Origin of the sequence: Brucella sp. IR073 (assembly GCF_049065735.1) — a bacterium.
In the GTDB taxonomy this organism is placed as follows: domain Bacteria; phylum Pseudomonadota; class Alphaproteobacteria; order Rhizobiales; family Rhizobiaceae; genus Paramesorhizobium.
Map to the genome: position 1 here is coordinate 288805 of NZ_JBAKHD010000005.1, position 18286 is coordinate 307090.

The window sequence follows — 18286 nt, forward strand, 5'->3', positions numbered from 1 at the left end:
TCCATATGAAATTGAAGGAAATTGCCGATCTTTCCAGCGTTCCCGATAAGGCAATCGGAGAATTGGACATCACCGGGCTGACGTCGGATTCACGCAATGTGCGCGAGGGCTATCTCTTCGCAGCGCTGAAGGGCGTGAAGGCGGATGGCGGTGCATTCGCCGCCGATGCCGTTTCGCGCGGCGCGGTCGCCCTCATCGCCGGGCCGGATGCGAAGATCGGCGCGCTGAATGTACCTGTGATCCGCGTGGAAGACCCGCGCCGGACCTTCGCGCTCGCTGCCGCCGCCTTTCATGGCGAGCAGCCGGAAATCATGGTTGCCGTGACAGGCACGAGCGGCAAGACGTCCGTCGCATCGTTCACGCGGCAGATCTGGGCTGATGCGGGCTTTCCAGCAGCCAATATCGGCACGACCGGCGTGTTCTCGCCGACGCGTAGCGACTATGGCTCCTTGACGACGCCGGACCCGGTGGAACTGCACCGCGTTCTGCGCGAACTGGCGGAAGAGGGCGTCACCCACGCGGCGATGGAGGCGTCATCGCACGGGCTCGACCAGCGCCGCCTCGACGGCGTGAAGCTGGCGGCGGGCGCGTTCACCAATCTCGGACGCGACCATATGGATTATCATCCGACCGTCCACGATTATCTTGCAGCCAAGCTGCGGCTGTTCGATACGCTGCTGCCGAAGGGCGCTCCGGCGGTCATCTTTGCCGATGACGAGTTCTCGCAGCGCGCCATCGATGTGGCGAAGGCGGCGGGCAATGAGGTGCTGACGGTCGGACGCAAGGGCACCTTCATCGCGCTGAAGCGCGTGGAGCATGAGCGCTTTCGCCAGCATGCGGAAGTGCGGATCGGAGACGACATTCACGAGATCAGCCTGCCACTGGCGGGCGACTTCCAGGTGGCCAACGCACTGGTCGCGGCGGGACTGGCGATTGCGACAGGCGTTCCGGCCGCGGCGGCGATGCGGGCGCTGGAGCGGCTGAAGGGCGCGCCGGGCCGTCTCGATCTCGTCGGGGCGACCGAGGATGGCGCGCCCGCCTATGTCGACTACGCGCATAAGCCGGATGCGCTGGAAAATGTGCTCACCTCCGTGCGTCCCTTCACTACGGGCCGCGTCATCGTCGTCTTCGGCTGCGGCGGCGACCGCGACACGGGAAAGCGCCCGATGATGGGCGAAATCGCGACGCGCCTTGCCGATGTGGTCATCGTCACCGATGACAATCCGCGCTCTGAGGTGCCCGCAAGCATCCGCGCGCAGATTCTGGCGGCAGCCCCCGGCGCTGTGGAGATCGGCGACCGGCGCGAGGCGATCCGCACCGCTGTCAACATGATGCAATCGGGCGACACGCTCATCGTCGCGGGCAAGGGGCATGAGGAAGGCCAGACCATCGGCGGGGTGACGCATCCCTTCTCCGACCACGCCGAAGTGGCCGCCGCGCTCAAGGAACGATTGAAATGAGTTGGCTTTGGACATCCGCCGATATGGTCGAGGCGATGGGCGGCAGGCCCGTCGGCACATTGCCTGAGGGCATAAACGGCATTTCCATCGATACGCGCACGCTAAAGCCGGGCGAGGCGTTCTTTGCCATCAAGGGCGATATGTTCGACGGCCATGATTTCGCGACCGCTGCCATGGCGGCAGGGGCGGGGCTGATCGTTGTGGCGGAATCGAAGCTGCCAGCGCTCGGCAAATTGCAGATGCCGATGATCGTGGTCGACGATGTGCTGGAAGGGCTGGTGCGGCTGGGCATCGCCTCGCGGGCGCGCTCGAAGGCAAAGATCGTCGCCGTGACGGGCTCTGTCGGCAAGACGACGACCAAGGAGGCGCTGCGGCATGTGCTGTCAGGGGCCGGCAAGGTCCATGCTTCGGTCGCCTCCTTCAACAATCATTGGGGCGTGCCGCTGACGCTGGCGCGGATGCCTGACGATACCGAATATGGCGTGTTCGAGATCGGCATGAACCATGCCAATGAAATCCGCCCGCTGGTCAAGATGGTGCGCCCGCATGTGGCCGTTATCACGCTGATCGCGCCCGCCCATCTCGGCCATTTCAAGGATTTGAACGAAATCGCCGCGGCAAAGGCGGAAATCTTCGAAGGCGTCGAGCCGGACGGCTATGCGCTTCTCAACCGGGATGACGAGCGCTTTAGCTTGCTGAAGGAATTGGCGGAAAAGGCCGGTGTTGCGCATGTCCGCACCTTCGGCGAGAGCGAAGGGGCCGATTACCGCGCGGAGAAGGTCAAGCTTCTGCCCAATTGCTCCTGCCTGACGGCATCCCTGGCCGGGCAGGAAGCGGTGGTGAAGATCGGCGCGCCGGGGCGGCATATCGTGTGGAACGCGCTGGCGACGCTCGGCGCGGCGCATCTGGTGGGCGCGGATGTGGCAAAGGTGGCCATGGCGCTCGCCACGCTCAGACCTGAGGGAGGCCGCGGGGCGCGCTATCGCCTGCGCCATCCGCAAGGCGATATCACGCTGATCGACGAAAGCTACAACGCCAATCCGACCTCGATGCGGGCGGCGCTCGATCTGTTGAAGTCTGCCCAGCCGGAAGGCGAGGGGCGGCGCATCGCCGTTCTCGGCGACATGCTGGAGCTGGGCGAGCATTCGGCGCAACTGCACCGCGACCTGGCAAAACCGATCGAGAATGCGGATGTGGACCTGCTTTTTATCGGCGGGCCGGAGATGTCTGTGCTTCCCGATGGGTTGCCGGTTGAAATTCACACAGAATACAGGCAGAGCGTCGAGGAGTTGCAGCCGCTGGTGATCAAGGCGCTCCGCCCGGGCGATGCCGTCATGGTGAAATCGTCGAAAGGGATCGGATTTTCCCGGATCGTCAAGGCGCTGCTCGACAAGTACCCGCCTGCCGACTCCATGGAAGCGGCTGAGTAGCCGTGTTCCAAGGGCGGGGTGCGTAGGTATCCTGCGTTAAAATCGTTGTTCTCGCATGTTTCCGAAGCCGGCAACCTTCGGAGTCATGCCAAGGGGGATCGCAATCCTTATGCTGACGCTTCTGACCCATTTTTCCGATTATGTGCCCGGGTTCAACGTGTTCCGATACATCACGTTCCGCACCGGCGGGGCACTGATCACGTCGGCGCTGCTGGTCTTCCTGTTCGGGCCCATGATCATCAACTCCCTGCGCATCCGGCAGGGCAAGGGCCAGCCGATCCGCGCGGACGGTCCGCAGACCCATTTCAAGAAGGCGGGAACGCCGACCATGGGCGGGCTGATGATCATGTTCGGCATCCTCGCCTCATCCTTCCTGTGGGCGAATTTGACGAGCGTCTATGTCTGGGTGGCGCTGCTTGTTTCGATCGGCTTCGGCGCGATCGGCTTCTATGACGATTACCTCAAGGTCACCAAGCAGTCGGACAAGGGCTTTTCCGGCAAGGCGCGGCTCGGCATCGAATTCATTATCGCGGCCATTGCCGGCTGGTTCATCATGCATGCCGGGCAGGAGCCATTCTCCTCTTCGTTGACCTTTCCGTTCCTGAAGCAATTCGTCCTCAATCTTGGGCTGTTCTTCATCCCGGTCGCCGCCTTCGTCATCGTCGGCGCGGGCAATGCGGTCAATCTGACTGATGGCCTCGACGGGCTGGCTATCGTGCCTGTCATGGTGGCCGCGGCATCCTTCGGCTTCATCGCCTATCTCTCGGGCAATGCGATCTTCGCGGATTACCTGCAAATCCACTTCGTCCCCGGCACGGGCGAGCTTGCCGTGGTTCTGGGCGCCGTCATCGGGGCGGGGCTCGGCTTTCTCTGGTTCAACGCGCCGCCCGCTGCAATCTTCATGGGCGACACCGGCTCGCTGGCGCTGGGCGGGCTTCTCGGCGCGGTGGCGGTGGCGACCAAGCATGAGATCGTGCTTGCCATTATTGGCGGACTGTTCGTGGTCGAGGCGCTGTCTGTCATCATCCAGGTCGGCTGGTTCAAGCGCACGGGCCGCCGCGTCTTCCTGATGGCGCCGATCCACCATCATTTCGAAAAGAAGGGCTGGACCGAGAGCCAGGTGGTGATCCGGTTCTGGATCGTCTCGATCATCCTCGCCCTTATCGGCCTTTCTACATTGAAGCTGAGATAAACGCATGATCCCCGCCCATTCCTTCAAGGACAAATCGGTTGCGCTGTTCGGGCTCGGCGGCTCCGGCATCGCCACGGCGCGGGCGATCCAGGAGGGCGGGGCCAATGTGCTGGCATGGGACGATAATCCCGCCAGCGTCGAGCGGGCCAATGCGGCGGGCATCCCGACCGGCGATCTGAGGCAGGCGGACTGGAAAGGCTTTTCGTCCTTCGTGCTTTCGCCGGGCGTCCCGCTCACCCATCCGCGCCCGCATTGGAGCGTGGACCTCGCCAGGGCGGCGGGGGTGGAGATCATCGGCGATATCGAACTGTTCGTCCGCGAGCGGAATCGGACCGCGCCGGATTGCCCGTTCATTGCCATCACCGGCACCAATGGCAAATCCACCACCACGGCGCTGATCGCGCATATCATCAGAGCGTCGGGCCGGGATGTGCAGCTGGGCGGCAATATCGGCACGGCTGTCATGACGCTGGAACCGCCATCGCTTGAGCGGCATTATGTCGTGGAGTGTTCCTCATACCAGATCGACCTTGCGCCTTCGATCAATCCGACCGCCGGCATTCTCCTCAACCTGACGCCCGATCATCTCGACCGGCACGGCACCATGCAGCATTATGCCGACATCAAGGAGCGGCTGGTGGCGGGGAGCGGCGCGGCGATTGTCGGCGTCGATGACAGCTATTGCAGCCAGATCGCCGACAGGCTGGAGCGGACGGGCAAGACCGTCATCCGTATTTCCAAGCGCCAGCCCCTGACCGAAGGGCTTTATGCCGATGGGGCGCGGCTGATGCGCGCGAGCGGGGGTAGGGCGGAAGAAATTGTCTCCCTCGAAGGCATCGGCTCCTTGCGCGGCGAGCACAATGCGCAGAACGCCCTTGCCGCCGTCGCCGCCTGTCTGACTGTCGGTCTCGATATCGAGGAAATCCGCGAGGGGCTCAAATCCTTCCCCGGCCTCGCCCACCGCATGGAGCAGGTGGCGCGGCTCGGCAAGGTTCTGTTCATCAACGATTCCAAGGCAACCAATGCGGACGCTGCGGCACCCGCGCTGTCGTCCTTCCCGCGCATTTACTGGATCGCGGGCGGCCTACCGAAGGAAGGCGGCATCGCGTCGCTCTCAGGATTCTTCCCCCGTATCGCCAAGGCCTATCTCATCGGCGAAGCTGCCCCGCAATTCGCGGCCACCCTGGGCGAGGCGGTTCCTTATGAGATCTCGGGCACGATTGCCGCTGCGGTGGAGCACGCGGCGCGCGATGCAGGGCAGGATAAGACGGAAGAGCCGGTCGTGCTGCTCTCGCCCGCCTGCGCGAGCTTCGATCAGTTCCAGAATTTCGAGAAACGGGGCGAGGCGTTTCGGGATGCGGTGATGGAGTTGGGGGCGGTGAGGGTTTAGATGGAAGCGTTCGCTGGAAACACCCCCCTCTGGCCTGCCGGCCATCTCCCCCTCAAGGGGGGAGATTACGCTCTCACGGCCGTTGCCGCCAACCGCAAGTGTTGCAGGATAAGCGCCGTCATCGATGCCAGCCAATCTCCCCCCTTGAGGGGGAGATGCCCGGCAGGGCAGAGGGGGGTGAACAGCGCCGCAAGCATGAAAAAAGGAGCCCACCCATGGTAAGCCGTGTCGACCGGGGGCCTGTCGCCAACTGGTGGTGGACGATTGACCGCTTCTTTCTCGCCGCCTGCCTGGCGCTGATGGGGCTCGGTATCCTGCTTTCCTTCGCCGCAAGCCCGGCGGTGGCGGAGCGTATTGGGCTGTCTAGCTTCCATTTCGTCGAGCGGCAGATCGTGTTCATGATCCCGGCGCTGGTGGTGATGATTGCGATTTCCTTTTTGGGGCAGCGGGATATCAGGCGCTTTGCGCTGATCCTGCTGGGCGTGTCGCTGCTGATGATGGTCGCCGCGCTGCTTTTCGGCGTGGAAGTCAAGGGCTCGCGGCGGTGGATTTCCTTCGTCGGCATATCGATCCAGCCCTCCGAGTTCATGAAGCCGGCCTTCGTCGTCATCTGCGCGTGGCTCTTCGCGGAGCATGAGCGGCGACCGGATATTCCGGGCAATCTCTTTGCCATGCTGCTCTTCGCGCTGGTGGCCGCGCTCTTGGTGGCGCAGCCGGATCTGGGGCAGACCATGCTGACGGCGGCGACCTGGGGAGCGATGTTCTTCATGGCGGGCATGCCGTGGTTCTGGATCGTCGTGCTCGGGGCAGGGGCGATTGCCGGCGGGTTCGGCGCCTATACCTTCTTCCCGCACGTGGCTGGCCGTATCGACCGGTTTTTGACCGGCGAAGGCGATACGTTCCAGGTGGATGCGGGGCGCGAGGCGATCGTGCGCGGCGGCTGGTTCGGGCAGGGGCCGGGCGAGGGGACGATCAAGCGCATCATCCCCGATAGCCATACGGACTTCATCTTCTCCGTCGCAGCGGAGGAGTATGGCATTATCCTCTGCCTGCTCATCATGCTGCTCTTCGCCTTCATCGTGGTGCGCGGGCTGGCGATTGCGCTGAAAGAGCGCGACGAGTTCACCCGGCTTGCAGTGTCCGGTATCGTCATCCTGTTCGGCTTCCAGTCGATCATCAACATGGCGGTGAATTTGCATCTGATGCCCGCCAAGGGCATGACGCTGCCCTTCATCTCCTATGGCGGCTCGTCGCTCATCGCAGTGGCGATCACCATGGGCATCCTTCTGGCGCTGACGCGCAAGCGGCCCGAGGCGCGCATGTCCGCCTCGCTCGATTTCGGCGCGGGCCGCCAGCTTCCGCTGATCGGAGGGTAACAGATGTCGAAGGGGGCCATCGTGCTTTGCGCCGGGGGAACCGGCGGCCATCTCTTCCCGGCGGAGGCGCTGGCGCATGAACTGACCGCGCGGGGGTGGGAGGTGCATCTCGCCACCGACACGCGGGCGCAGCGCTTTGCCGCGAGCTTCCCCGCCAAGTCGGTGCATGTCATCCGCTCCGCGACCATTTCGGGGCGCAATCCGGTGGCGATTGCCCGGTCTATGTGGCGGCTCTGGCAGGGCAATCTCGACGCCCGCAAACTCTTCCGCGACTTGAAGCCTAAGCTTGTCGCGGGATTCGGCGGCTATCCGACCCTGCCGCCGCTCTATGCGGCCACACGGATGGGCATTCCCACCCTGATCCATGAGCAGAATGCGGTGATGGGGCGGGCAAACAGGGGGCTTGCCTCCCGTGTTAACGCCATTGCGGGGGGCTTTTTGCCTGAGAGCGGAGGAAGCTCGGCGGCAAAGACCGTGCAGACGGGCAATCCCGTGCGCCCCGCCGTGCTGGCTGAAACCGGCAAGCCGTACCATCAGGTACGGCCGGGCGAACCGTTCCGGCTCCTCGTGTTCGGCGGCAGCCAGGGCGCGGGCTTCTTCTCATCAGCCATTCCGGCAGCGATCAGGCTTCTGCCTGAGGAGGTCAGGGCGCGGCTGCAGGTGACCCAGCAGGCCCGCGCGGATGACGAGGAAGAGGTGAAGGCGGCCTATCGCGAGTTGGGGATGGCGGCGGAAGTCGCGCCTTTCTTTACCGACATGCCTGCACGTATATCAAACGCGCATTTCGTCATCTCACGTTCGGGCGCGTCCACCGTCTCGGAAATCGCGGCCATTGGGCGGCCCGCCGTGCTGGTGCCATTTCCGCATGCGCTCGACCATGACCAGGCCGCCAATGCCGCTGCGCTCGAAGCGGCGGGCGGAGCGCAGGTCATTCGCCAGCAGGAGCTCAGCCCTGAGCGGCTGTCGCAGATCATCACCGATGCGATGAACGAGCCGGAGCGGCTGGCGGCGATGGCAAAGGCGGCGCGCAGTGTGGGCCGGCCGGACGCCACGCAGTTGCTCGCCGATCTGGCAGAGGCTATTGCAGCAGGCAGAACCATTAAGGAATCTAGGAAAGGAGCGCGCTCATGAAGATGCCGCTGAACATCGGGCTTGTGCATTTCATCGGCATAGGCGGCATTGGCATGAGCGGCATTGCCGAGGCGCTGCACAATCTGGGCTACCGGGTGCAAGGCTCGGACCAGTCGGACGGCGCGAATGTCCAGCGTCTGCGTGACAAGGGCATAGTGGTGTTCGTCGGCCACAACGCCGAAAATCTTGGCGATGCCGAAGTGGTCGTCGTCTCGACGGCGATCAAGAAGAACAATCCGGAGCTGGTGGCCGCACGCGAGAAGCTGCTGCCCGTGGTGCGCCGTGCGGAGATGCTGGCGGAGCTGATGCGCTTCCGTCAAGCGGTCGCCATCGGCGGCACTCATGGCAAGACGACCACCACCTCCATGGTCGCAGCGCTGCTGGAAGCGGGCAATCTCGACCCGACCGTCATCAATGGCGGCATCATCAACGCCTATGGCACCAATGCGCGCATGGGCGCGGGCGACTGGATGGTGGTGGAGGCGGATGAGAGCGACGGCACATTCCTGAAGCTCCCCGCCGATATTGCCGTCGTCACCAATATCGACCCCGAGCATCTCGATCATTACGGCTCGTTCGACAATGTGCGCGAGGCGTTCCGCCAGTTCGTGGAGAATGTGCCGTTCTATGGCTTCGGGGTGATGTGCCTCGACCATCCGGAGGTGCAGGCGCTGGTCAGCCGCATTGAGGATCGCCGCGTCATTACCTATGGCGAGAATCCGCAGGCGGATGTGCGTTTCATGAACCACGCCTATAAGGGCGCGTCTTCCACCTTCGACGTGGTGATCCGCTCGCGCAAGAGCGACGATCTCATCGAAATCTCCGAACTGACCCTGCCCATGCCGGGGCGGCACAATGTCTCCAACGCCACGGCGGCAATCGCTGTTGCGCACGAGCTCGGCATTTCCGCTGACGACATCCGCAAGGGGCTTTCGTCCTTCGGAGGCGTGAAGCGGCGCTTCACCCATACCGGCACATGGAAGGGTGTCGAGATCTTCGACGATTACGGTCATCATCCCGTCGAGATCAAGGCGGTGCTGAAAGCCGCGCGCGAGGCGACGCAGGGCCGCGTCATCGCCATCGTCCAGCCGCACCGCTATACGCGGCTCGCCAGCCTGTTCGACGATTTCGCCTCCTGCTTCAACGATGCCGACGTTGTCGCCGTCGCGCCGGTCTATGCGGCGGGCGAGGAGCCGATCGAGGGCATCGATGCGCAAGCGCTGGTGAGCCGGATCAAGACGGCGGGCCATCGCGACGCACGGTATCTGACCGGGCAGGACGCGCTGGCGCCGCTGGTGGCCTCGACGGCGACGCCGGGCGATTTTGTGGTCTGCCTCGGCGCGGGGAATATCACGCAATGGGCCTATGCCCTGCCGAAAGAACTTTCAGTTTTAGTTGCATGATCTTATCCGAAAAGTCTGCAACTTTTCGGGATCATGCTCAGAGGAGCCAAGTGATGGACGGTACCGCGCTGATAGCGAAGCTGGGCGACAGGCTTTCCGGGCTTCGGGGCCGGATCACGCCCAATGCGGAGATGGACAAGATCACCTGGTTCCGCGCCGGCGGACTGGCCGAGGTGCTGTTCCAACCGGCAGATGAGGAGGATCTGGCGGCGTTCCTGAAAGCCGTTCCCGAGGAAATCCCTGTTATGGTGGTCGGCATCGGCTCCAACCTTATGGTGCGCGATGGCGGCATTCCGGGCTTCGTGGTACGGCTGTCGGCCAAGGGCTTCGGCGAAATCGAGCGCGTTTCCGAAACTCAGCTTCGCGCCGGTACGGCGACACCCGACAAGCGGCTGGCGGCGGCGGCGCTGGAGGCGGGCATTGCGGGCTTCCATTTCTATCACGGCATACCCGGCGGCATCGGCGGCGCGCTGCGCATGAATGCGGGCGCGAACGGTGTCGAGACGCGCGAGCGGGTGGTGGAGGTGAGGGCGCTCGACCGTAAGGGCGACCTGCACATCCTCTCCAATGCCGATATGGGCTATGCTTACCGCCATTCCTCCGCCTCGCCGGATCTGATCTTCACCTCGGCGCTGTTTGAGGGGACGCCGGGCGAGCACGATGAAATCCGCGCCGCGATGGACGCCGTGCAGCACCACCGCGAGACGGTGCAGCCCATTCGCGAGAAGACGGGCGGCTCGACCTTCAAGAACCCCGAGGGTACATCCGCCTGGAAGGAAATCGACAAGGCCGGCTGCCGGGGCTTCAGGGTCGGCGGCGCGCAGATGTCGGAGATGCACTGTAATTTCATGATCAACACCGGCAATGCGACCGGGCATGATCTGGAAACGCTGGGCGAGACGGTGCGGGCGCGGGTATTGGAGAATTCGGGGATACGCTTGCATTGGGAAATCAAGCGGCTGGGGCTGTTCGAGCCGGGGCGGGAAGTGCGGGAGTTCCTGGGGAAGTAATTAATTGCGGGGGTGGGGGGATTAAAAGAGCGGTAAAGCTGCTGGCCATAGGCCTGACGAATCGCGCGCCTTGAAAACAGGCGGGGGTGATGGCACATTCGATGGCATGGAAGCACGTGTCGCCAAACTGGAAAGCCTCGCCGAAGATATGCGCGGTACGCTTGAGAGCATGCAGCGGCAGCTTGCGCGTATCGATGCCAAGCTTGACACAAAGCTTGGCCAAGGCTGGATTATCACTGTTATCCTCGCAGTATACGGGCTATCGTTTGCAGCCATCGCCGCCGCGACAGGCGTCTTCGCTCTTATCAAGTGATCGATCTGATCGGAATTCTGGGCTTGTGAGGCGATAGGCATCGCTATTTCATCTGGTTGTTTATCACCATTATGGCCATTCGAAATTGTGTGCCTCGGGCTGCCGCGCAATCGCTGATTTCCGTCACTCCTCCTGTCAAACCCTTCCTTTTGATGAAGGGGGTTGCCACGGAATCAACTCTCTGATTCTTATAGGTACAAGCGTTAACTGATTTGAGTCGGCGGGCTATTCGTCGGTCTACGGCTTCGTTGTGGGGGTCGTGGAGCGCTTTTCAGTGTTGCGTCGATTCCAGGTATCCAGAACGCAGAGGGGTTTCTCGCATGGCGAAAAAACATGTCGCAATGTTGATGGGGGGATTCTCATCGGAGCGCCCGGTGAGCCTCTCGTCGGGTGCGGCGTGCGCCGAAGCCCTGGAGGCGGAGGGTTATCAGGTCACCCGGATCGATGTCGGCAGTGATGTCGCACATGTGCTGGCTGACCTTAAGCCTGACGTCGCCTTCAATGCCCTGCATGGTCCCTTCGGTGAGGACGGCTCGATTCAGGGCATCCTCGAATATCTGAAAATTCCCTATACGCATTCCGGCGTGCTGGCCTCGGCGCTTGCTATGGATAAGGCCCGGGCGAAGATTGTCGCCGCGGCGGCCGGAGTTTCGGTTGCCGAATCGAAGGTTATGAACCGTTTCGACTTCACCTCCAACCATCCGATGAAGCCGCCTTATGTGGTGAAGCCGGTGCGCGAAGGATCGAGCTTTGGGGTGGTTATTGTCAAGGAAGACCAGCCCTATGCGCCCCAGATTGTGGCATCATCGGAGTGGAAGTATGGCGATGAGGTGATGGTGGAGCGTTATGTCGCCGGGCGCGAGCTTACCTGCGCTGTCATGGGTGATGTCGCGCTCGGTGTCTGCGAGATCATTCCAGTCGGCCATCAGTTCTACGATTACGATTCCAAATATGCACCGGGCGCATCAAAACATGAATGCCCGGCAAAAATTTCACCGAAAATTTACCAAAAAATACAGACAATGGCGCTCAGGGCACATCAAGCGATTGGCTGTAAGGGCGTGAGCCGTTCCGACTTCCGTTATGACGACCGTTTTTCGGAAGATGGCGAGCTTGTCTGGCTGGAAATCAATACCCAGCCCGGCATGACGCCGACATCGCTGGTGCCGGATATTGCTAAGGCCGCGGGGCATTCCTTCGGCGAATTGTTGAGTTGGATGGTGGAGGACGCATCGTGCCTGCGTTGAACGGTAGAGCCTACGGCGCCGATAGAGCGGCTGCGACGCGTCAGGCGTCGGCGGCTCCGGGCGCGTTCGTTCTGCCGAAATTCCTCCGCAAGCCGTTTCGCCTTGCCATGCGCCTCATCGAGGGCAATGTCACGGTGCCGCGCCATTTCGGCACGCTTGGTGCGATTGGCTTTTTTGGCCTTACCGGCATTTACGGCATGGTGCTGGGCGGTCATACGCCCGAGGTCGTCAAGGCGACTACGTCCACGCTGGGGTTCGCCATCGAGAAGGTCGATGTGGCGGGCAACCGGGAAACCTCTGAAATCGATGTGCTGGGCGCGCTGGCGCTCGACGGTGAAACCTCGCTCATAGGCATGAGCGCGGAAGAGGCGCGCGCGGCAATCGCGAAGCTGCCCTGGATCGAGACCGTCGATGTGCGCAAGATATATCCCGGTACCGTCAACGTCTCCATCAATGAGCGCAAGGCCTTCGCCATCTGGCAGCGCGACAAGGATCTGGCGCTGATCGATGAGGCCGGCAAGCCGATCGTTCCGTTCTCGGGCCGTCATTCGGATCTGCCGCTGGTGGTGGGCGAGGGCGCGGAGACGTCCGCCAAGGATTTCATCGCCAAGGTTGCGGGTTTTCCGCATCTGGCCGGTAAGGTGCGGGCCTATATCCGCATTGCCGACCGCCGCTGGGATCTGATGCTGGAGAACGGCGTGCGCGTGATGCTGCCCGAGCATGGGGCCGAAGCGACGCTGGCCGCTCTCGAAAAGCTCGATCAGGAAAAGAAGCTCCTGTCGCGGGATATCCTTGCCGTCGACATGCGTATCGAAGACCGGGTGAGTGTCCGTCTGACGCCGGGGGCGCTGGAGCGCCGCGAGCAGGCGCTCAAGGATCGCGACAAAGAGTTGGCCCGTGCGAGGAAACGCGTATGAGTATTCTTGGCGGAAAATCCACTTCCCAGGCCGGTTCCGCAGGGCGTCGTGTGCGCCTGCTGACGGTTCTGGATGTCGGCTCCAGCAAGGTCTCCTGCCTCATCGCGCGCCTGAAGCCGCGTGAGGAGAGCACGCTTCTGCCAGGGCGGACCCATCGCATGGAGGTGCTCGGGATCGGGCATCAGAAATCGCGCGGCGTGAAGTCCGGCGTCATCACCGATCTCGACGCCGCTGAGCAATCCATTCGCCTGGCGGTGGATGCAGCGGAGCGCATGGCGGGCCTGACGGTCGAGTCGCTCATCGTCAATATTTCCGCCGGACGGCTTAGAAGTGAGAAATTCAGCGCCAGCGTCAGCCTGGGCGGCCATGAGATCGACAAGGCGGATATCCGTCGCGTTCTGACCGCCGGCGCCAAGCAGGCGCTGGCCGCGGAGCGTCATGTGGTTCACGCCCTGCCGGTGGGCTATACACTCGACGGCGAGCGCGGTATTCGCGACCCGCTCGGAATGCTCGGCGATTCGCTCGGCGTGGACATGCATGTGCTGACCGCCGACAGCGTGCCGTTGCGTAATCTGGAGCTCTGCATCAACCGCTGCCATCTTTCGGTCGAGGCGATTGTCGCCACGCCCTATGCCAGCGGTCTCGCGGTTCTCGTCGATGACGAGGCGGAGATGGGCGCGGCCTGCATTGATATGGGCGGCGGCACGACGACGATTTCCGTCTTCTCTGAAGGCAAGTTCATCCATGCGGATGCCATCGCCATCGGCGGCAACCATGTGACCATGGACATCGCGCGCGGCTTTTCCGCGCGGATGGACGATGCGGAGCGGCTCAAGGTCATGTACGGCTCGGCGCTGCCTAGCTCGGCTGACGACCGCGACATGATCAGCGTTCCGCCCATCGGCGAGGACGATCATGATGTGCCGAACCAATTTCCGCGCTCGGTGCTGAACCGGATCATCCGCGCGCGGGTCGAGGAAACGCTGGAGCTGGTGCGCGACCGGCTCAATCAGTCGGGCCTCGGCCATATTGTCGGAAAGCGGGTGGTGCTGACGGGCGGAGCTTGCCAGCTCGCCGGCATGCCCGAAGCGGCGCGCCGGATTCTGGCGCGCAATGTCAGGATCGGCCGTCCTCTGGGAATAGCAGGACTTCCCGAGGCGGCGAAGGGGGCGGCTTTCGCGGCCACTATCGGGCTTCTGATCTATCCGCAGATCGCAGGCATCGATGAGCGCGCCGTGGCGGCCAATGCGGTGAACCGCATGGCGGGAACGGGCGGGCGCATCCATCGCATGGGCCAATGGCTGAGAGAGAGTTTCTAAAACCAGACAAGACAGCAACCGGGCAAAAACAAATTTGAAATTCAGCACCGCGGCGGCGAAGCGGTGGAAAGGCAAAAAGGACGAGGAACGATGACTATCAATCTGCACAAGCCGGACATCACCGAGCTTAAGCCGCGCATCACTGTGTTCGGTGTGGGCGGCGGCGGCGGCAACGCCGTCAACAACATGATCAATGCCGGCTTGCGCGGCGTCGAGTTCGTGGTGGCGAACACCGATGCGCAGGCGCTGGCCATGTCGAAAGCAGAACGCCTCGTTCAGCTGGGCGCGGCGGTTACGGAAGGCCTGGGCGCGGGATCGCAGCCCGAGGTTGGCCGCGCTGCGGCGGAGGAATGCATCGATGAGATCAACGATCACCTGTCCGGCACGCATATGTGCTTCGTCACCGCCGGCATGGGCGGCGGCACGGGGACGGGCGCTGCCCCGGTCGTAGCGCGGGCCGCGCGCGAGAAGGGCATCCTCACCGTCGGCGTCGTCACCAAGCCCTTCCATTTCGAAGGCGCGCGGCGCATGAAGACCGCCGAAATGGGCATCGAGGAGCTGCAGAAGAACGTCGATACGCTCATCGTCATTCCGAACCAGAATCTTTTCCGCATCGCCAATGACAAGACCACCTTCGCCGACGCCTTCGCGATGGCCGACCAGGTGCTCTATTCGGGCGTTGCCTGCATCACCGACCTGATGGTCAAGGAAGGCCTGATCAATCTCGACTTCGCCGACGTGCGTTCGGTGATGCGCGAGATGGGCAAGGCGATGATGGGCACGGGCGAAGCCTCGGGCGAGGGCCGCGCCATGGCTGCCGCCGAGGCGGCGATCGCCAATCCGCTGCTCGACGAGACCTCGATGAAGGGCGCCAAGGGCTTGCTCATCTCCATTACCGGCGGCCGCGACATGACGCTGTTCGAGGTGGACGAGGCGGCGACGCGCATCCGCGAGGAAGTCGATCCGGATGCGAACATCATCCTGGGCGCGACTTTCGACGAGGGACTGGAAGGCGTCATCCGCGTTTCGGTTGTGGCAACTGGCATCGACAAGCAGATTGGAGACGCGGCGCCTGCGCCGCTGGAATTTCGCCAGACGCTGAAGCCTGTCGCCAAGCCCGCCGCGCAAGCTCCGCGCCCCGTGCAGCAGCCGATCCAGCCGGACCCGGTCGCGCAGGCGATCCATGCCGCCGAAGCCGACCTGACGCAGCAGATGGCCTCAGCATTGGAGCAGGATTTCCGCCCGCAGAGCCGTATCTTCAATGCGCCCGCGCCGGAAGCCTTCGACAACCGCGCTCCCGCCGGAATTGCTGCCGCCGCTGCCGCCGCGCCGCGTCCGCAGATGCCGCAATACGCCACCCAGCAGCACCATCATCCGCATCCGATGCAGGCGGCTCCGGCTCCGCGTCCCGCGCCGCGCATGCCGAGCGTCTCCGATCTGCCTCCTGTGGCCCAGGCAGAACTCAACGCGCAGCATAACCCGCCGGCGGAAGACCGCGGCCCTCGTGGCCTCCTCAACCGCCTGACCCGTGGCCTGTCCGGCCGTCGCGAGGAAGAGCCGCAGGCGCGCCTCGAGCCCGCCCAGCACCGGGAACCGGCGATACGCCCGGCCGAACCGCGCCGTCCGCTGTCGCAGGACGCTTCAATCTACGCGCCGCGCCGCGGCCAGCTCGACGATCAGGGCCGCCCGCAGCCGCGCCAGGTCTCGGAAGAGGACCAACTGGAAATCCCGGCCTTCCTGCGCCGCCAGGCCAACTGAGCCATAACAATTCGGTCAATAAGCGTCCCCGCCGGTTACGAAACCGGCGGGGATTTTGTTTTGGGAGCCTGGAAGCGCTGGCGTTGGAAAAGCCCTCCATGCAACATCCGTAAAAAAAGCGTGATTGGACGTGCCGGGGAGCAATATTATTTTCAGTCACAGGTGCAGCTCCGCAAAAAGCTGGCACTGTCCGCTTGGGGACAATGGTTTCCTGGGATATACAAAAGCTGGACATGGCCGCCATGTCTGCCAAACTATAAAAATCAAAAGGTGGGCCGATCATGGGGATCGTGTTGGGATATCAGAAGACGCTGGCGAATCCGGTCATGCTGTCCGGAATCGGCGTCCATAGCGGTCAGCCGTCATCCGTGCATTTTCTTCCCGCCGATCCGGATACGGGCATCGTCTTTCATCGCCTCGAAGCGGATGGCAGCTATACCGAGATCAAGGCGCTTGCCTCGGAAGTGGGCCAGACGGACCGCTGCACTTCGCTCGGCAATCGTGGCGTCAGGATCGATACGGTCGAGCACCTGATGGCGGCGGTGATGGCGATGGAGCTCGACAATCTCATTATCGAGATCGACGGCGCGGAAGTTCCCATTCTCGATGGGGCGTCAGCGGCCTTTATCGAGGCCTTCGATGAGGCCGGGATCGTCTCCCAGCCGGTTGCGCGCCGCTTCATTCGCGTGCTCAAGACGGTGCGCGTGGAGGCGGGGGCCTCGTGGGCCGAGTTCTGTCCTTATGACGGCACGCGCTTCGAAGTGGAAATCGATTTCGACTGCCCGCTGATCGGGCGGCAGCGTTTTGACAGCGACATGAACAGCGCGATTTTCCGCCGCGAGCTGGCAAGGGCGCGCACATTCGGTTTCATGAAGGATGTCGAGATGCTCTGGGCTGCCGGGCATGCGCTCGGCTCTTCGCTCGACAATTCGCTTGTCATCGGCGAGGACAATAGGGTCATCAATCCGGACGGCCTGCGCTTCCCGGACGAGTTCGTGCGGCACAAGACGCTGGATGCGGTGGGGGACCTTGCGCTTGCAGGAAGCCCGTTCATCGGCTGCTTCCGCTCCTATCGCGGAGGACATCGTCTGAACGCGGCGGCGCTCAAGGCGCTGCTCGCCGATCGCTCCGCCTTTGAGATCATCGAAGCGGCGGGCGGGCGTCCCGCAGGGCGGACGGCGGCAAGCCTCGGACGGTAGCCTAATCTTCAGATTTTGCATTTATTTGTGGATTGCTTTTGCCGCGATGATTTATGGCAATCCAGCCATAATTGAGCCGTCAATGGATGACGCAGTAGGGACGCCTTGAATCACAAAATCAGGGTTAATTGGCGGTAACGGCGTTGCTGATTTTCCCGACCTGTGGTTTATGAGCGACCGACGCTATCAGATTTGCGAGCGCCGAGAGGGGCCAAGACAGCATGACGAGTTCGAATTTGCCGGTGAACACTATGCTCAACGTTCAAGTCAGCCCCGATGCCAGCCGTAACGTCATGCTGCGCAAGGCGGTGCTGACTGGCCTTCTCGCCCTCGCTATTCCCCTGGCAGGCTGCGCCAGCAAGGATGACGATGTCGATTTGACCAAATATGTCGAGACGATCGACCCGGCCGACAAGCTCTATAATGAGGGGCTCGCCAATCTCGATGCAGGGCGGCTGAACGAGGCGGCGAAGAAATTCGCGGCCATCGACCGCCAGCATCCCTATACCGAATATGCCCGCAAGGCGCTGGTCATGGCGGCCTTCACCAATTACCGGCAGGGCAATTACGACGATGCTATCAGCATGGCGAAGCGCTACACGACGCTCTATCCGACGTCGAAGGAAGCCGCTTACGCCTATTACATCATCGGTCTTTCCTATTTCCGCCAGATCCCGGATGTGACGCGCGACCAAGCGGCGACGCGCCGTGCCATCGCGGCGATGAACGAGGTGGTCGAGCGCTACCCGCAATCCGAATATGTCGAGGACGCCAAGGCGAAAATCCGCTTCGCCCGCGACCAGCTCGCCGGCAAGGAAATGCAGGTCGGGCGCTATTATCTGGAGCGCAAGGAATATCTGGCCTCGATCAAGCGCTTCCGCACCGTGGTCGAGGAATATTCCAACACCCGCCATGTGGAAGAGGCGCTGGCGCGTCTGGTCGAGGCCTATTACGCGCTTGGTCTAGTCTCCGAGGCGCAGACGGCGGCGGCGGTGCTGGGTCAGAACTTCCCGGACAGCCAGTGGTATAAGGATTCCTACAAGCTGTTGCAGAGCGGCGGGCTCGAGCCGCGCCAGAACGCGGGTTCCTGGCTTTCGAAGGCGTCGGCGCTGATCACCGGCGGCGGCGGATCGTAAGTCTC

The 18286-nt window shown here is 62.9% G+C and carries 15 protein-coding genes; all 15 read left to right on the plus strand.

Going from position 1 to position 18286, the window contains the following annotated elements; all coding sequences use genetic code 11:
• The first annotated feature begins 5 nt into the window (after positions 1-5).
• Entirely contained in the window at positions 6-1460 is a 1455-nt protein-coding gene (locus tag ACOWVG_RS13325) for a UDP-N-acetylmuramoyl-L-alanyl-D-glutamate--2,6-diaminopimelate ligase (protein WP_420962705.1), read from the plus strand.
• Positions 1457-2890: a UDP-N-acetylmuramoylalanyl-D-glutamyl-2,6-diaminopimelate--D-alanyl-D-alanine ligase gene (locus ACOWVG_RS13330; protein WP_420962706.1), complete on the plus strand. Its 1434-nt coding sequence runs from the start codon at positions 1457-1459 to the stop codon at positions 2888-2890. Before ACOWVG_RS13325 ends, ACOWVG_RS13330 begins: the two co-directional genes overlap by 4 nt.
• A gap of 109 nt (positions 2891-2999) precedes the next feature.
• On the plus strand, positions 3000-4082 hold the full coding sequence (mraY, locus tag ACOWVG_RS13335; protein WP_420962707.1) for a phospho-N-acetylmuramoyl-pentapeptide-transferase: 1083 nt from the start codon (positions 3000-3002) through the stop codon (positions 4080-4082).
• A 4-nt stretch (positions 4083-4086) separates the two neighbouring features.
• Entirely contained in the window at positions 4087-5472 is a 1386-nt protein-coding gene (murD, locus tag ACOWVG_RS13340) for a UDP-N-acetylmuramoyl-L-alanine--D-glutamate ligase (protein WP_420962708.1), read from the plus strand.
• A gap of 215 nt (positions 5473-5687) precedes the next feature.
• The gene (ftsW, locus tag ACOWVG_RS13345; RefSeq protein WP_420962709.1) at positions 5688-6848 is read left to right on the plus strand and encodes a putative lipid II flippase FtsW; all 1161 of its coding nucleotides are present in this window, start codon (positions 5688-5690) and stop codon (positions 6846-6848) included.
• Between the two features lie 3 nt (positions 6849-6851).
• Positions 6852-7979: an undecaprenyldiphospho-muramoylpentapeptide beta-N-acetylglucosaminyltransferase gene (gene murG, locus ACOWVG_RS13350; protein ID WP_420962710.1), complete on the plus strand. Its 1128-nt coding sequence runs from the start codon at positions 6852-6854 to the stop codon at positions 7977-7979.
• Entirely contained in the window at positions 7976-9382 is a 1407-nt protein-coding gene (murC, locus tag ACOWVG_RS13355) for a UDP-N-acetylmuramate--L-alanine ligase (protein WP_420962711.1), read from the plus strand. Before murG ends, murC begins: the two co-directional genes overlap by 4 nt.
• 53 nt (positions 9383-9435) lie before the next feature.
• Positions 9436-10392 carry a UDP-N-acetylmuramate dehydrogenase gene (murB, locus tag ACOWVG_RS13360; RefSeq protein WP_420962712.1) on the plus strand — a complete coding sequence of 319 codons (957 nt, stop codon included), beginning with the start codon at positions 9436-9438 and terminating at the stop codon, positions 10390-10392.
• Between the two features lie 106 nt (positions 10393-10498).
• Positions 10499-10705, plus strand: a complete 207-nt coding sequence (locus ACOWVG_RS13365) for a hypothetical protein (protein WP_420962713.1) — start codon at positions 10499-10501, stop codon at positions 10703-10705.
• 320 nt (positions 10706-11025) lie between these two features.
• Positions 11026-11952 (plus strand): D-alanine--D-alanine ligase, encoded by a 927-nt coding sequence (locus ACOWVG_RS13370; protein ID WP_420962714.1) that lies wholly within the window; start codon positions 11026-11028, stop codon positions 11950-11952.
• Positions 11940-12869: a cell division protein FtsQ/DivIB gene (locus tag ACOWVG_RS13375; protein WP_420962715.1), complete on the plus strand. Its 930-nt coding sequence runs from the start codon at positions 11940-11942 to the stop codon at positions 12867-12869. The genes ACOWVG_RS13370 and ACOWVG_RS13375 overlap by 13 nt, the downstream gene beginning before the upstream one ends.
• Positions 12866-14188, plus strand: coding sequence for a cell division protein FtsA (gene ftsA / locus ACOWVG_RS13380; RefSeq protein ID WP_420962716.1), 1323 nt, complete (start codon positions 12866-12868; stop codon positions 14186-14188). Before ACOWVG_RS13375 ends, ftsA begins: the two co-directional genes overlap by 4 nt.
• Positions 14189-14278: 90 nt before the next feature.
• Positions 14279-15946, plus strand: coding sequence for a cell division protein FtsZ (ftsZ, locus tag ACOWVG_RS13385; protein ID WP_420962717.1), 1668 nt, complete (start codon positions 14279-14281; stop codon positions 15944-15946).
• A 290-nt stretch (positions 15947-16236) separates the two neighbouring features.
• Positions 16237-17145 carry a UDP-3-O-acyl-N-acetylglucosamine deacetylase gene (lpxC, locus tag ACOWVG_RS13390; RefSeq protein ID WP_420962907.1) on the plus strand — a complete coding sequence of 303 codons (909 nt, stop codon included), beginning with the start codon at positions 16237-16239 and terminating at the stop codon, positions 17143-17145.
• Positions 17146-17438: 293 nt separating this feature from the next.
• On the plus strand, positions 17439-18281 hold the full coding sequence (locus ACOWVG_RS13395) for an outer membrane protein assembly factor BamD (RefSeq protein WP_420962908.1): 843 nt from the start codon (positions 17439-17441) through the stop codon (positions 18279-18281).
• Positions 18282-18286 lie beyond the last annotated feature (5 nt).